This window comes from Streptomyces sp. NPDC029466 (assembly GCF_055574515.1).
Map to the genome: position 1 here is coordinate 38,463 of NZ_JBVHZH010000042.1, position 15,884 is coordinate 54,346.

The 15,884-nt window shown below is 72.8% G+C and carries 9 protein-coding genes; 5 read left to right on the plus strand and 4 right to left on the minus strand.

What is annotated here, in order from left to right:
- Positions 1–51: 51 nt before the first annotated feature.
- Positions 52–1,881 carry an alpha-L-fucosidase gene (locus ACZ4XD_RS28020; protein ID WP_468046562.1) on the minus strand — a complete coding sequence of 610 codons (1,830 nt, stop codon included), beginning with the start codon at positions 1,879–1,881 and terminating at the stop codon, positions 52–54.
- Between the two features lie 308 nt (positions 1,882–2,189).
- Between ACZ4XD_RS28020 and ACZ4XD_RS28025 the strand changes: the two genes are divergently transcribed.
- Entirely contained in the window at positions 2,190–3,752 is a 1,563-nt protein-coding gene (locus ACZ4XD_RS28025) for an AMP-binding protein (protein ID WP_468046564.1), read from the plus strand.
- A gap of 31 nt (positions 3,753–3,783) precedes the next feature.
- Here ACZ4XD_RS28025 and ACZ4XD_RS28030 read toward each other — a convergent pair whose 3' ends face one another.
- Positions 3,784–4,626: a nitroreductase/quinone reductase family protein gene (locus tag ACZ4XD_RS28030; protein ID WP_468046566.1), complete on the minus strand. Its 843-nt coding sequence runs from the start codon at positions 4,624–4,626 to the stop codon at positions 3,784–3,786.
- 527 nt (positions 4,627–5,153) lie between these two features.
- Entirely contained in the window at positions 5,154–7,262 is a 2,109-nt protein-coding gene (locus tag ACZ4XD_RS28035; protein ID WP_468046568.1) for an alpha-galactosidase, read from the minus strand.
- 421 nt (positions 7,263–7,683) lie between these two features.
- Here ACZ4XD_RS28035 and ACZ4XD_RS28040 point away from each other — a divergent pair, with 421 nt between their 5' ends.
- Positions 7,684–9,762: a restriction endonuclease gene (locus tag ACZ4XD_RS28040; protein ID WP_468046570.1), complete on the plus strand. Its 2,079-nt coding sequence runs from the start codon at positions 7,684–7,686 to the stop codon at positions 9,760–9,762.
- A 54-nt stretch (positions 9,763–9,816) separates the two neighbouring features.
- Here the strand turns inward: ACZ4XD_RS28040 and ACZ4XD_RS28045 are convergent, their stop codons facing one another.
- A complete protein-coding gene (locus tag ACZ4XD_RS28045) occupies positions 9,817–10,620 on the minus strand; it encodes an alpha/beta fold hydrolase (RefSeq protein ID WP_468046572.1) in 804 nt (267 codons plus the stop codon).
- Positions 10,621–10,963: 343 nt separating this feature from the next.
- On the opposite strand from ACZ4XD_RS28045, the gene ACZ4XD_RS28050 reads away from it, so the two are divergent.
- From ACZ4XD_RS28050 to uvrA, 3 genes are all read left to right on the plus strand, one after another.
- Complete coding sequence (locus tag ACZ4XD_RS28050; RefSeq protein ID WP_468046574.1) at positions 10,964–12,055, plus strand: tetratricopeptide repeat protein; 1,092 nt, start codon at positions 10,964–10,966, stop codon at positions 12,053–12,055.
- 108 nt (positions 12,056–12,163) lie between these two features.
- On the plus strand, positions 12,164–13,333 hold the full coding sequence (locus tag ACZ4XD_RS28055) for a CapA family protein (RefSeq protein WP_468046576.1): 1,170 nt from the start codon (positions 12,164–12,166) through the stop codon (positions 13,331–13,333).
- Positions 13,334–13,367: 34 nt separating this feature from the next.
- Entirely contained in the window at positions 13,368–15,815 is a 2,448-nt protein-coding gene (gene uvrA, locus ACZ4XD_RS28060; protein WP_468046646.1) for an excinuclease ABC subunit UvrA, read from the plus strand.
- The last annotated feature ends 69 nt before the right edge of the window (positions 15,816–15,884 follow it).

Sequence of the window (15,884 nt, forward strand, 5' to 3'; positions counted from 1 at the left end):
TGACCCGAACGGCCCAACGGGGGCGGTCGATTTCCCGCCCCCCGGCCGCGGTCAGTCGGCGTAGAGCTGACGCCGCGGCACGATCTGCCGGTCCTGACTCGGGCTGGACCACAGCAGCTTCAGATGGGCCTCGCCGGTCTGCTCCGTGTGGTCGATCCGGATACGGTGCCGGTGACCGGCCTTCAGGGTGACCGTCCCCTTGTCGACCTTCGGGCCGTGCGGGGTGGCGCTGTCGATCACCGGCCTGCCGTCGATCCACAGCCGCACGGTGTCGTCTGAGACGGTGGTGAAGGTGTACGTCTCGTCGTAGCGCGGCTCGATGCTGCCGGTCCAGCGGGTGCTGAAGTGATCGGCGGGGATCTCCGGGGCCGGTGAGCCGTCGAAGCGGTAGGACTTGTTCACCGTCGGATCGACGGCGGTCACCGCGGGCGGGCCGGAGAAGGAGTCATTGGCCCAGCTCCGCGCCGTCAGCCCGGTGCCCTGACCGGCGGGCGCCGCGGCCGGCGGCCGGATGGTGAGCCGGATGACGCTCGCCCGCGGATCGGTGGCAGCCCCGGACGGGGTGAGGTCGAAGCCGTCCCCGGAGCGGGCGACCGTCACCTGCTGGGAACTGCCCAGCACCCGGGCTTCGGTGATGTCGAACGGCGCCCTGGCCGTGAGGTGGAGGGGAGCGCCGGCGGCCGGCCAGGAGGTGACCGCGGCATACAGCTCGTTGCCCCGGCGGGAGACCGCGCCCCAGGGCGGGTCCGCCACCAGCCCGGTGTGCCCGGCCCCGTACACCGCGTCGCCCTGGCCGTGCGCGGTCAGCCAGCGGCCGGTCTCGCGCAGCCGGTCGACGGACGGCTGCGGGATGCGCCCGAGTCTGTCCGGCCCTACGTTGAGCAGATAGTTGCCGCCGCGGCTCGCCACGTCCAGCAGATTGCGCAGCACGGTCTCCGACGACTTCCAGTGGGTGTCGTACTTGGCGAAGCCCCAGTGGTCGTTGAGCGTCATACAGCTCTCCCACAGCTGCCCGTCCACCGGCTCCGCCGGGATCTCCTGCTCCGGCGTGCCGAAGTCGCCGTCGACCACCTCGCGCTTGCCGACGCGGTTGTTGACGATCAGACGCGGGTTCAGGCTGTGCAGATACGCCTGGAGGTCCGCACCATCCCGGCGGGACCAAGGGTTGGTGGGGTTGTCCGCGTCCCACTCGCCGTCGAACCACAGCAGCGCCGGGTCGTAGTGCTCGATCAGCTCCTTGAGCTGGGCATACATCCGCTTCTTGTAGTGCGGGAAGGTGCCCGGGCCGGCGAAGTCCGGGTCGTGCCAGTCCCAGATCGAGTAGTAGAAGCCGAGCTTGATCCCGGCGGCGTCGGCAGCCTTCTTCAGCTCGGCGAGGATGTCGCGCCGTGGGTCGAAGGAGGAGTGATCCCGCAGATTCCAGGTGTTCTGCCGCGTCGGCCACATCGCATAGCCGTCATGGTGCTTGGCGGTGATGACGATATAGCGCTGACCGGCGTCCTGGGCCGCCCGGACGATCGCGCGGGCGTCGAAGGCGGACGGGTTGAAGGTGGCCGCCTGCCGCTCGTACTCCTCGTCCGGGATCCCGCACTCGCGCTTGATCCACTCCGCGTTGCGGCAGACCGTGCCGTCGGGCCGGGTGTACTCGCCCTCCAGATTCGAGTACGCGCCGAAGTGGATGAACATCCCGAAGCGGCTCTGCCGCCACCACGAGGTGCGTGCCGAGGTGAAGGGATCGTCGGCGGCGTGGTTGGTACCGGGGCCGGCGGTGGGCCGGGGCGGGGGCTGTGCGGCGGCCCCGGGGCCGCCGGCGGTCAGCAGCAGGGCGCCCAGCGCCCCCGTCAGTCCCAGCAGCCCGAACCGTCCTGTGCGGCTGTGCATCGCTCGCTCCTCGGGTCAGTTGGTCACGTACGTGCCTCCTGTGCCATCCCGCATGGTGCAGCCCCGGCACTCGGACCGGAAGACCCCGGGCGCCACAGACATCGGAGCACATGAGGGAAGAAAGCGGAGAGTTGGGAGAGTTGGCCGCTGGTGAGCCGGGAGACCTCGGATCTAAGACGGGTGCGGGGGAGTGGCTGAGAAGAGGGCGTCCGATGGCCGGAAGCAATGCTGACGCATGGTCAGCGCCCTGGTGGGTAGCGCCACTTGCCGGTTCAATGAGCGAGCCGGCCGCACTCACTGGAGGCACCATGGAAGCCGTCGTCCGATCCGCCGCCGGGGCCCCGGCCATCCGCTGCGCGGGCCATGAGCGCGACTATCCGGCCTTCCTCGACCGCGCGGCGCGGATAGCGAACGGCCTGGCGGAGTGGGGCGTCGAGCCGGGCGACCGGATCGCCGTGGTGCTGCGCAACGAGCCCGCCCATCTGGAGATCACCGCCGGCGCCGCGCTCCTCGGAGCCTCGGCGGTACCCGTCAACTGGCACTTCCGGCACCACGAGCTACGGCATGTGCTCACCGACAGCGGCAGCAAGGTCGTCTTTGTGCACACCGATCTGCTGGCCGCGGTGGCCGCCGTGCTGCCCGACGGCGTACGGATCGTCGAGGTGGCCGTCCCGGCCGGTGTCGCGGCCGCCTGCGGGATCGCCCTGCCGCCGCCCACCGGCGCACACCCGCTGCTCGACGACTGGCTGGCGGACCGCACACCGCTGCCCGAGGCCGCCGCGGAGCACCCGCCCACCATCATCTACAGCTCCGGAACCACCGGCCGCCCCAAGGGGGTGCTACGCGAACCCGTCGCCGCGGACCGGCTGGCGGAGGCGGTGGCGCGGTTCCTGGAGTACTTCGCCGTCGCCCCCGGCGGCCGTACGCTCATCCCCGCCCCGCTCTACCACGCCTCGCCCAGCCAGCACGCCGTCCTCGCACTGGCGGCCGGTCTGGACATCACGCTGATGCCGCGCTTCGACGCCGAGGAGTTCCTCCGGCTGATCGCTCACCACCGCATCGAGCAGGTGCAGGTGGTGCCGACGATGTTCGTCCGGCTGCTGCGACTGCCCAAGGAGGTCCGTGAGCGCTACGACCTGTCCTCGCTCACCTCGGTCGTGCATGCCGCGGCGCCCTGCCCGCCGCATATCAAACACGCCATGATCGACTGGCTGGGGCCGGTGCTCAGGGAGTACTACGGCGGCAGTGAGACCGGCGCTGTGACCTGGTGCGACAGCGCGGAGTGGCTGGCCCACCCCGGCACCGTCGGACGGGCCACCGGCACCTGCGGGGTCGCGGTCCTCGGCCCCGACGGGGAGCCACTGCCGCCCGGTGCCACCGGGGACATCTACCTCAAACCCGCCGAGGACTGGCCCCGGTTCACCTACCTCGGCGACCCGGACAAGCGCGCCGCCATGGAAGCGGCGGGCCTGCCGGGCTACGTCACCATCGGCGACATCGGCCACCTCGACGCGGACGGCTATCTCTACCTCAGCGACCGCCGCAACGACATGGTCATCTCCGGCGGGGTCAACATCTACCCCGCGGAGATCGAGGGCTGTCTGCTGGCCCTCGACGGGGTCCGGGACGTGGCGGTCTTCGGTATCCCCGACGAGGAGTTCGGTGAGGTCCTCGCCGTGCATCTGGAGACCGAACCCGGCGTGCTGCTCAGCGCCGAGACGGTGCGTGCCCATGTCGCGGAGCGGCTCGCCGGGTACAAGGTCCCCCGGGCCGTGGTCTTCGAGGAGCGGCTGCCGCGCGATGAGTCGGGCAAGCTCTTCAAGCGGCTGCTGCGGGATCCCTATTGGGCGGGACACGACGGCGTGATCTGAACGTCGCGCCCGCCCGGCGGTTTACCGCGGTTCAGCACATTCCTCCGTCGAGGATCGGAATCAATTGCTTCTCCTCATAGGTGAGATGGTCTTCCACCTCCTTGGTGAGGCGCTCGACTTCGGCGAGCACCTGCTGCGGATCCGCGTCCTGGATGGAGATGACTTCCTGGAGGGCGGCGAGGAGGACCGCGAGTTTCTCGTGTTCCTGCTGAAGTCGCTCAAGGGCCGGGGCGAGTTCGGGATGGTTCCGGCCGAGCATCGGAAACATTCCGGCGTCCTCACCGGTGTGGTGGTGGTGAAATCCCTGGCAGAGGGTCAGACAGTTCACCCGGAGCTGGGCCCCTAGACCGGGGCCCGATGCGGCGATTTCCTCGCGGATCAGGGCGAGTTCCCGGCGGAATCCGTCGTGTACGGCCTTGAGCGCCGCGCCCGCCGAGGAGGCGTTGATACGTGGCGGCCCGGCCGGGATTTCCTCCAGGGCCACCACCGGAAGGATGCGCTCCGTCTTCTCCTGGTAGTCGGACCAGCCGGGATCGGTCGCGACCGCGCGGGCGAAGGCCTGGTCGCGTTCGGCGCCTTCCAGGACAACGGCCCGCGCCTCGTAGGTGAAGACGCCGGCCTCGACGGTCACCCGGGGCTCGGCCACCAGGTTGTGGTACCAGGCCGGGTGCCTCGGGGCGCCGGCCGCCGAGGCGATGACCAGGACCCGTCCGTCGCCGTCGGGAAGGTAGCCGAGCGGAGTGGTGTGCGGGGCGCCGGACCGCGCCCCCGTAGTGGTCAGCAGCAACAGTCGGCCGCCCTCGAAGGGGCCGCCGACGTGTCCGCCGTTGGCCCGGAACTCCTCGATGATCTGTCGGTTGAAATCGATCGGCATATTCGGTGTTTTCTCCGGGATGGGAAAGGAGGGGTGAGCCCGCTGAGATATGCGGGCAGGGCGAAGAAGCCCTGCGGGGAGACGGCGAACCGCTCATCGGGCAGGGCGAATTGACCTCGGGCGAAAGGCGTTCGTCCGGGGTGCGGGCGCCGGAAAGGCGGATAGGGAAAGGGTGCGCGATGACGCGTAAGGCGCGTGGCGGCGCGGGGCGCGGGCAGGGTGAAACCCGTACGCGAGCCGAACCCGCGGGAAAAGGAGAGCGCGCAGCGCGCGAAACTGAAAGAGCGGAGGGGGCGGGCCTCTTGGCGCCCGCCTGGCGGTCACGTGGTGACCGGGAACCTCACTCGCTCATGGCACATGGCCGACCCGGTAGTCACGCGACAAAGGTAATGCCATAAAGGAAAGAAGGCAATGCGAAAGCGACATCGGGCCAGGGGCCCCGTAGCTCCCGGTGCCGGAGCGGACGGCGCGCCGACGAGGAGCCGAACTCGCCGCCACCGAGGACCGATTGCCTCGCCGTCGCCCGCTCACTGCCGTACGGCCTCCAGCAGCACCAGCCGCTCCGGGAACAGTGTCGGTGCCTGCACGCCCACCTCGGCCAGTACCCGCCCTGGCAGTGTCACGCCCCGTTCCCACCAGGGCAGCGGGGACGTGACCGGCCCCTCCGGGTGGTCCCCCGGCGGCAGTGGCGACAGCCGGTAGTCCGCGTCCGGCTCCAGCCCCGGCAGCCGCACCCGCCCGGCCGGGGACTGCACACTCGTGGCCATCTGCACCAGCGCGAACACCGCCCGTCCGGCGTCCTGGGCCACCACGCCGTGCACCCACAGCGCCGGGTCGGGATGGTCGCCGCGCACCACCGTCCCGCTGTGCAGCAACGGCCGCAGCGTCCGGTACAGCGCCACCCACTCGGCCAGCCGCGCCCGCTCCGCCGCACTCGCCGCCGTCAGGTCCCACTCGATCCCGAAGTGACAGAACAGCGCGGTCCCCGCCCGGAAATCGAGGGTGTGCCGCCGCCCCGTCGTGTGGGCGACCGGCGCCCCCACATGCGCGCCGAGCAGCTCCGGCGGCAGCAACAGCCCGGTCCAGCGCTGGATGTGCTGCCGCTCCAGCGCATCGATGCAGTCGCTGGTCCATACCCGGTCGGTGCGCTCCAGCACGCCCAGATCCACCCGGGCGCCACCGGACGCACAGGACTCGATCTCCAACTGCGGATAGCGCGAGCGCAGTTCGTCCATCAGCCGGTAGGCGGCCGTCGTCTGATGGTGCGCGGCGGCGTCCACGAGGTCACGGTTGTGGTCCCACTTCAGATAGTCGATGGGGTGCTCGCGCAGCAGGGTGTCCAGCCGTTCGCGGACATAGGCGTACGCCTCGGGGCGGGCCAGATCGAGGACCTGCTGATGGCGGGAGGCCGGTGGCAGCCGTGACGGGCAGTCGGCCAGGATCCAGTCCGGATGCGCACGGGCCAGATCGGAGTCCGGATTGACCATCTCCGGCTCGACCCACAGCCCGAACTGCATCCCCAGCCCCCGCACGGTGTCGGTCAGCGGCCGCAGCCCGTCCGGCCAGACCGCCGGGTCCACATACCAGTCACCGAGCCCGGCGTGATCGTCCCGCCGTCCCCGGAACCAGCCGTCGTCCAGCACGAACCGCTCGGCGCCGACCTCGGCCGCGGCCCGCGCCAGCCGCTCCAGTGTGGCCAGGTTCTGGTCGAAGTAGACCGCCTCCCAGGTGTTGAGAGTGACCGGCCGGGGGGACGCCGGGTGTCCGTCGCGGGCCCGCAGCTCACGGTGGAAGCGGCCGGCCAGCTCGTCCAGGCCGTGGTGTCCGTAGGAGGCGTGGAGCCAGGGGGAGCGGTAGGTCGCGCCCGGGGCAAGTGGGAGCTCGCCCGGCAGCAGCAGTTCGCCGCCGGCCAGCACCGCCTGCCCGGCCGGGGTGCGTTCGGCGAGCGTGCGGTGGTTGCCGCTCCAGGCCACATGCAGCCCCCACACCTCACCGGACCGGAAACCGAAGCCCGCCTCCCCGGCGGTCAGCAGCAGCGTCGCATCGCTGCCGGTGCGCCCGCGCCGGCTCTCCCGCAGATGCGTGCCCAGCGTGAACGCGTGCCGCTGCGGGGCGCGTTCGCGCAGATGCCGGCCGGTGAGATCGAGGAGCTCGGTGGCCTGTGCGGGGAGCGGCAGGGCGGGCGTCAGTCCGGTGAGGTGGTAGGGCCCGTCGCCGGTGTTGGTGACCGCCGCGCGCAGCCGCACCAGCCCCGCATCGGTCAGCCCGAGCTCCAGCGTGAGCGCCAGACCGCCGTCCGGGTCCACCGCCTCGACGGTCAGTCGCCGGCTCTCGTTCTCCACGGACCTGCCGCGCACCGTGAAGGCGGGCGCGGCGGTACGGCCCGCACGGTGGCCGCTGAGCCCCTGGGTGCCGGGCCAGCCCGCGGACTGCTGGGGCAGCACGCTCAGCGGGACCGGCTCGTCCGGTGCGTTGGGGACGGTCTGGGGGACATCGGCGGCGAGCAGCCCGGCGAGCCGGCCGGGCGCGACCGCACCGAGGTCGGCGCCCCAGTGCACGACGCGCGGCAGACCGGCACCGGACATGTCCAGCAGCAGGCTGGTGCCGGCGGCCCGGAAGTGCAGGAGGTCGTCCATGGCGGGATCCCTTCGTAGCGGCCGGGAGGGCGGGGCGTACGCCGCTGCGTACCCGCCATGTCGACGGCGACATCGTGCTGGTGCCGGGGGTGCCCGACGGTGACGACCCGGCCGTCACAGCGGCCAAGCTGCGGGCGGCGGCGGCCGGATGAGGCACGGCCGGGGGCCCGGCGCGGCGGCCGGGCGATGCCCGGAACGGCGGCCGGCACATGCCCGGTCCACGCCCGGCGACCACACCCGCGAAGGCATTCGCGAACTTACCGCGAAGGCACCCGCGAAAGCACCCGCGAAGGGGGCCGATTCTTCGTACCCGACCGTGACCGGCCGCTCCCTCCCCCGCTAAAGTCTCACCAACAGCGCAGGTGAAACCGCTTCCACAGGGTCCGGGGGCAGCCGCCCCGGGGGGAGGACACAGAGCGATATGAGCCGCCGTTCCCACGGGTTAATGGCCATCTGGGCCGAGGCGCAGCGGCAGCAGCAGCGCCAACAGGAAGCCCAGCGCCGTGCGCGAGCACAGCAGCAGCGCGACCAGGAACGGCAGGCCCGGGACGCGGAACGGGCCATGGCGCGGATGCACCGCGAGCGGCAGACGGCCTACCGGCAGCAGCGCGAGGCCGACGCCCGCCGCCGCACCGAGGAGCTGGACGGCCGGGTCGCCGCGCTGACCGGCCTGCTCGCCGAGGGCTGCCGCGCCCCCGCGTTCTCCCCGGCCGCGCTGCTGCGCCCCGAGCGCATCGAGGAGTTCGCGCCCGGCGCCCTCGCCACCCCGGTACCGATGCCCGACCCGGCGCGCTATCAGGCCCCGCCGGGCGGTTGGCAGGCCGGCGTCCGCCGGGACCGCGCCCAGGGAGAGGCCCGCGCCCGCTACGAGCAGGACTGGTATGCCGCGCAGGCCGCGGAGAGCCGGCGGCAGGCCCAACTCGCGGCCTACCGGCAGCAGTACGACCAGTGGGCCGCGGGCGCGCTGGCCGAGATCCGGCAGCACAACGCCGGGATGGCGGACCTGCTGGACGGCCTGCGCGACGGCGACCCGGACGCCGCCGTCGAATACTTCTCCGCCGCGCTGTACTCCTCCACCGCCTGGCCGGAGGGCTTCCCCCGGCAGGTCGCAGCCGCATACGACCCGGCGGCCCGCCAGCTCGTCCTGGACTGGGAGCTCCCGGGCTACGACATCGTGCCGGAGACCAAATCCGTCCGGTACATGCCCACCGCCGACCAGGAGAAGGAGACCGCCCGGCCGGCCGCGCAGCGCCGGGCGCTGTACCGCGATGTCCTGGCCCAGAGCGTGCTGCTGGTGCTGCGTGACCTCTTCGCCGCGGACACCTACGGCACGCTGGACTCGGTGGCCCTCAACGGGTTCGTGGACGATGTGGACCCGGTGACCGGCCGCCCCGCCCAGGTGTATCTGGCGACCGTCATGGCGGCCCGCGGCGCCTTTGACGCGTTCCACCTCGCGCAGGTCAGCGCGGTGGAGTGCCTCACCGAGGGGCTGCGCGGACAGCTCGCGGCGCGCCCCGACCAGCGGACCGCGGTACGCCCCGGACGCCTGCCGGGCGACGTCGGCGGCGAGGTCGTCGCCCACGGCACCGACAGCGAACCGGATCTGTACGAGATGGACCCGCTCGCCTTCGAGAACCTGGTCGCCGAGCTGTTCCGCGCCATGGGCATGCAGGCCGTGACCACCCAGCGCTCCGGGGACGGCGGGGTCGATGTGGACGCGCTGGATCCCGACCCGATCCGCGGCGGCAAGATCGTGGTGCAGGTCAAGCGCTACCGCCACACCGTCCCGCCGACCGCCGTGCGTGACCTCTACGGCACGGTCCAGGCCGAAGGCGCCAACAAGGGCGTGCTGGTGACGACCTCCCGCTTCGGCCCCGGCTCCCACACCTTCGCCAACGGCAAACCGATCGGCCTGATCGCCGGCTCCGAACTCGTCGATCTGCTCGGCCGGTACGGGCTGCGCGGACGGCTCGGCACGGACGCGCCGGCCGGCTCCACCGCCGCCGACGAGGCGCCGGACCACAACGTCCTCGGCATGAACTGGTCCGGCGAGGTCGCCCTCGATGTCTGCGCCCTGGTGTGCAAGGGAACCAGCGTCCTGAGCGATGACCACTTCGTCTTCTACAACAACCCGCGCAACCCGGACGGCTCGGTGCGGATGCTGCCCGGCTTCGCACCCGACCGGGCCGCGATACAGGTGCGGTTCGAGGCGCTGCCGCCGGACGCCGACCGGCTGGTCCTGGTCGCGGCGATCGACCCCCAGGTCAACCCGGACGCCGATCTCGCCGGCTTCACCGACGCCCGGATCCGGCTGCTGGACGCGTCGGGGGAGGAGCTCGGACAGCTGGAGGTCTCGGAGGGGCGCCGCGGCGAGACCGCGCTGGTGCTCGGCTCGTTCCGGCAACGGGCGGGCGGCGACTGGGACTTCGTAGGGGGCGGCAAGGGCTTCCCGGGCGGCCTGGAGGCGCTGGTGCAGGAGTACGGCATCGACGTCGCCTGACGGTCGGGGCGGAGCGGTCCGTCCGCCGGAACGGCCCGGCCCCGGTCGCCCGGGTCAGCTCTGCCACAGCCGGGCGAGAACGGCGTTCACCTCGTCCGGCCGGTCCTGGTGCGGCGCGTGGCCGGCACCGGACACCCGCACATGGCGGGCGCCGATCGCCCCGGCGAGGTACTCACCGCAGGCCATCAGCGCGGTGCCGGTGAACTCCCGGTGGTCGGGGTGGGCGGTGTCCCAGGTCCCGTTGATGACGGTCTTGGGCATGGTGGCCCCGGCCAGCGGACCGAGCGGGAGCTCCGCATCCCACACGGGACGCTCGCGCATCGCCGACCGCACCGCGCGCAGCAGCCGCGGGGTCGGCTCCGGCATCGGCAGCCCGTATGGCTCGGTGGAGTGCCGCAGATAGTCCTCCGGACTCAGCTCCGGGTCGAGGTCGCCGAAAGACGCCCGGATGCGCTCCAGGGCGGCCGCCACGGTGGGGTGGCCGGCCGCGGTGCGCAGCGGGGACGGCTCGATGAGGGTGAGGGACCGCACCGCGGCCGGCTGGGCCGACGCGGCCAGCATCACGGCGGCCGCCCCGTAGGAGTGCCCCACCAAGTGCGCTTCACGGCTGAGCAGTGGGCCGAGATCCTCGGCGTCGACCGCGTAGTCGCTCCGCTCGGTGTCCGGGCTGTCGCCGAAGCCGCGCCGGTCGACGACTTCGAGACGGAACCGCCCGGCCAGCGGCCGCTGCGCCGCGAAGCACTCCGTGCCCCAGCTCATCGTGCCGTGCACCAGCACCGCCCGCGGCGCACCGGGCGCCGCCTCGTCCCACACCGTCACATGAAGCGGCGCACGGTCCCGGAGGGAGTCATGACTCATACGGCCTGAGGTTAGATCGCGCCGGGCTCACCCGACAGGCCCCCGCAGGACAGACCACCGCCCCGGCGGCGGGGCGGTCCGGCTGAACTACCCGCATGGCGGTCGCTGGGGGCCATTGCGCTGGTCAAGGCTGGCCGCAGGGCTGACGGTGGTGGCCTGCGGCCAGGGTGTCCGTCGTGCTCCGGCCCGTCGGACGGACAGCTCGGCCGGGCGCGGAGGCGCTGGTCCGCGGCACCGGACCGGTCGGTCACCACATGCATGGGACGGACGGAGCGCGCCCTGGCGGGCCGGTTCCGGGAACGGTGGAGTGATGGTGCGGAGAGCGGGGCGCCGATGGGGCGCGATGCCGGCGAGGCTGCGGTGGGGCAGGCAACTCCGGGCGGCCAGGAAGGACGTCGCCACGCAGCGTGGCCAGGCGGAGGCCGACGCGGACCCTCGCTACCGCCTCGCGCTGACACGGTCCCTGCGCACCCTGGGCGAGCTGCTGGCAAAGGTGGACCGCCCGGCCGAGGGGCTGCCGCACGTCGAGGAGGCCGTCGCCATCTGCCGCCCCCTGGCCGATGTCGAACTCGCGCGCCATCGCGCCCTCCTCTCCGAGTGCCTGGGCACGCTCGGTGAGCTGCTGACGACGCTGGTCCGGCCGGACGCGGCGCGGGCCGCACGGGACGAGGCCCTCGCCCTGAAGAAGGAGCCCGAGGAAATCGTCGCCTTCTACCGCGACCTGGCCGAGGCCGAACCCGACCGGCGCCCCGCCCTCGCCGCCGCCCTGTACTACCACGCCGCCTGGCTGAAGGATCACGACCGGCGGGCCGAGTCCCTGCCGCTCCTTGAGGAATCCATTGCGCTCCGTCGCGAGCCGGCGGAGGCCGACGCGGAACCGGTCCTCCGCCGTATCGCTCTCGCCCGGTCCCTGTGTCTCCTCGGCGAGCTGCTGGGGCAGCTGGACCGCCCGTCCGAGGGGTTGCCGTACGTCGAGGAAGCCGTTGCCCTCGGCCGTGACCGGGCAGCGGCCGACCCGGACCCGCGTCGCGGCATCGGGCTCGCCCTGTTCCTGCGAGGACTCGTCAGGCTGCTGCTTCAGCTGGACCGCCCGGAGGAGGCACTGCCGTTCGCCCGGGAAACCGTCGACCGCTGGCGCAGGGCGTCGGAGGCCCATGCCGACGACCGTCGCTACCAGGCCGGCCTCGCGCTCTCGCTGCACACCCTCGGCGAGATGCTCGCAAAGCTGGACCGCCCGGCTGAAGGGCTGCCGTTCGCTCAGGAAGCCGTCGACCTCTACCGTGCCTGTGTGGGCCTCCTCGGCAGCCACCGTCTCGCCGGCGCCCTGCGCACCCTCGCCGACGCGCTGGCGGCGCTGGACCGCCCGGCCGAGGCGCAGGCGGCACGGGACGAGGCCACGGCCCTCGCCGCGGAGACGGAGTCGGACAACCCGTGAGCCGTCCGGCCGCCCGATGGCGGCAGTCGTGAGTCCGTACGGGGGAGAGCCGCGGACATCGGCGTCTCGGGGCATTTCCGGTCATGTCCCTGCTGATATCTGTCAGGGATGAGCGCGTACACCCGGTATGCAGCCGTCGCCCTGCTCGCCGCGCTGGCCATGGGCTGCACCCGTCCGCACCCCGTCCCACGGCCCGCCCCGCGGCCCTCCCCGGAGCCCGCTCCGCGGGCCCATGCCGGTGCCCCCGTCACCCGGGCCGCCGGCCGGCAGCCCTTCACCCTGGTCGCCGCCGGGGACGTGCACCCCTCCGACCGCGAGGTACTCGCCACGGCCCGGCGGGACGCACCGCACGACGGGTACGACTACCGGCCGGCGCTCAAGGGCGTCCGGCCGGTCATCTCCGCCGCCGATCTGGCGCTGTGTCATCTGGATGCCCCGCTCGGACCGCTGACCGGGCCGTTCACCGGCTACCCCGTCCTCCAGGGGCCCCCGCAGATCGCCACCGCGCTGAAGGCGACCGGCTACGACTCCTGTGCCACCGCCTCCCACCACGCCCTCGACCGCGGAGTGCCGGGTGTGCAGCGCACCCTGGAGGCCCTGGACACCGTCGGGCTGCGCCACACCGGCTCCGCCCGGGACGCCGCCGAGCGTGCCCGTCCGGCGCTGCTGCGGGCCCCTGGCGGAGCACGGGTGGCCCACCTCGCGTACACCTACGGCACCGGGAGCGGGCGGCGCCCGGCGTACGCACCGTGGACGGTGAATCTGCTCGACGCGAAGCGGATCATCAAGGACGCCCGGGCGGCCCGCCGGGCCGGGGCCGATGTCGTGGTCGTCAGCCCGTACTGGGGCACGGAGTACCGAACGGCCCCCGACGCACGGCAGATCAGGCTGGCCCGGCTCCTCACCGCGGCCGAGACCGGCGGCCGGCCCGATATCGATCTGATCGTCGGCACCGGTGCGCACACCCCGCAGCCGTACGAGAAGGTCAACGGCACCTGGGTCGTCTACGGCCTCGGTGACCAGCTCTCCGGCGTCATGAAGAAGCCGCACGGCAACTGGGGTAGCATCGCCCGCTTTTGGTTCGCGCCGCCGCAGCGCCCCGGCGAGCGCTGGCGGGTCACCGCGGCCGAGTACGTCCCGCAGCTCGCCGCGCAGGGTGCGCGGGTCCGGGTGCGCGATCTCACCAGGACCGGCGGGCACGACCGGATCCGCAGGGAGATCGGCAAGGCGGTGCTGAGCCGGGGCGCCGCGGCCGACGGGCTGACGACGGGGCGGTGACCGACCGGAGCCGGCGGTGACCGATCATGGAGGGATGGCCGACTCGTACGTACGGGTGCGCGGCGCCCGTGAGCACAACCTCCGCACCATCGATGTGGACATCCCGAGGGACGCGCTGGTCGCGTTCACCGGGGTGTCCGGATCGGGCAAGTCCTCGCTCGCCTTCGGCACCCTCTACGCAGAGGCGCAGCGCCGCTACTTCGAGTCGGTGGCCCCCTACGCCCGACGGCTGATCCACCAGGTCGGCGCGCCCAAGGTCGAGGACATCACCGGACTGCCGCCCGCGGTCGCCCTGGAACAGCGGCGCTCCGCGCCCACCTCCCGCTCCTCGGTCGGCACCGTCACCACCCTCTCCAACACCCTGCGGATGCTCTTCTCCCGCGCCGGCGACTACCCGGAGGGCACGGCGGAACGGCTCGACTCCGACGCCTTCTCGCCCAACACGGCGGCCGGGGCCTGCCCGGAGTGCCACGGCCTGGGCACCGTCCACCGGGTCACGGAGCAGTCCCTCGTCCCCGACCCGGCGCTCTCCATCGGGGAAGGTGCCATCGCCGCCTGGCCCGGCGCCTGGCAGGGCAAGAACCTCCGCGACATCCTCGCGGCCCTCGGCCATGACATCGACCGGCCGTGGCGTGAGCTGCCGCAGGCCGACCGGGACTGGATCCTGTTCACCGACGAACAGCCCGTCGTCACCGTCCACCCCGTACGCGATGTGGGCCGCATCCAACGCCCCTACAAGGGCCAGTACATGAGCGCCCGGCGCTATGTGCTGCACACCTTCGCCGACTCCAAGAGCGAGACCCTGCGCAAGCGCGTCCAGGGATTCATGGTCGCCGAGCCCTGCCCGGTGTGCGCCGGGCGCCGGCTGCGCCCCGAGGCGCTGGCCGTGACGTTCGGGGGCCAGGACATCGCCACCCTCGCCGGAATGCCGCTCGGCGCCCTCGCCGAGCTGCTGCGCCCCACCGCCGCACGGCCGGACGACGAGGTGGCCCCCACACTGGCCCGCGACCTGGTGGCACGCATCGAGGTGCTCACCGAACTCGGGCTGGGCTATCTCAGCATGGACCGCCCCGCGCCCACCCTGTCCGCCGGTGAACTCCAGCGGCTGCGGCTGGCCACCCAGCTGCGCTCCGGCCTCTTCGGCGTCGTCTACGTCCTGGACGAGCCGTCCGCCGGCCTGCACCCGGCCGATACGGAGTCCCTGCTCACCGTGCTCGGCCGGCTCAAGGAAGCGGGCAACTCGCTGTTCGTCGTCGAGCACGACATGGACGTGGTGCGGCGCGCCGACTGGATCGTGGACATCGGCCCGCGCGCCGGGGAACACGGCGGACAGGTGCTGCACAGCGGGCCGGTCGCCGGGCTCGCGGACGCCACCGCCTCCGCCACCCGCCGCTTCCTCTTCGACACCGCACCACCCGCCGCAAGCACGGTGCGCCGCCCCGCGGGCACCCTCACGCTGCGCGGCGTCACCCTGCACAATCTGCGCGGTCTGGACGCCGCCTTCCCGCTCGGCGTCTTCACCGCGGTCACCGGCGTCTCGGGCTCGGGCAAATCGACGCTGGTCACCCGGGTCCTCGCGGAGGCCGTGCGGGAGCACCTCGGCGACGGGACGCCCGAGGCGGGCGAGGACGCGGCCGGGCCGATGGCCCGCGCTCAACTCACCGGCGCCGAGGGCCTGTCGGCGATCGACCGGCTGGTGCGCGTCGACCAGAAGCCGATCGGCCGGACCCCGCGCTCCAACCTCGCCACCTACACCGGCCTCTTCGACGCCGTACGCAAGGTCTTCGCCGCCACCGACGCGGCCCGCGCCCGCGGCTACACCGCCGGACGGTTCTCCTTCAACGTCACCGGCGGCCGCTGCGAGACCTGCCAGGGCGAGGGCTTCGTCGCCGTCGAACTGCTCTTCCTGCCCGGCACGTACGCACCCTGCACCGCCTGCCACGGCGCCCGCTACAACCCCGAAACCCTGGAGATCACCTACCGGGACCGCACCGTCGCCGAGGTCCTCGCGATGACCGTGGACACGGCCGCGGACTTCCTCGCCGACATCCCGGCCGCCGCCCGCAGTCTGCGCACCCTCCAGGACGTGGGCCTGGGCTATCTGCGGCTCGGCCAGCCCGCCACCGAGCTGTCCGGCGGCGAGGCCCAGCGCATCAAGCTCGCCACCGAACTCCAGCGGACCCGCCGCGGCCACACCCTCTACCTCCTCGACGAGCCCACCACCGGGCTCCACCCCGCCGACACCGAGGTGCTGCTGCGCCAGCTCCACGGCCTGGTGGACGCCGGCCACACCGTGGTGGTCGTCGAGCACGACATGGGGGTGGTGGCCGGCGCCGACCATGTCATCGACCTCGGTCCGGGTGGCGGCGCGGACGGCGGCCGGATCGTGGCGGCGGGCACCCCGGCCGAGGTCGCGGACGCGCCCGGGAGCCGGACCGCCCGCTACCTGGCCCGGCGGAGGGCGCGGCCGGACGCTTCCTGACGGTCCGCTAATGTACGCAGGTCAGATCACCAGGTATCACCACCGCGCAGCACTGCGCAGCACCACGAA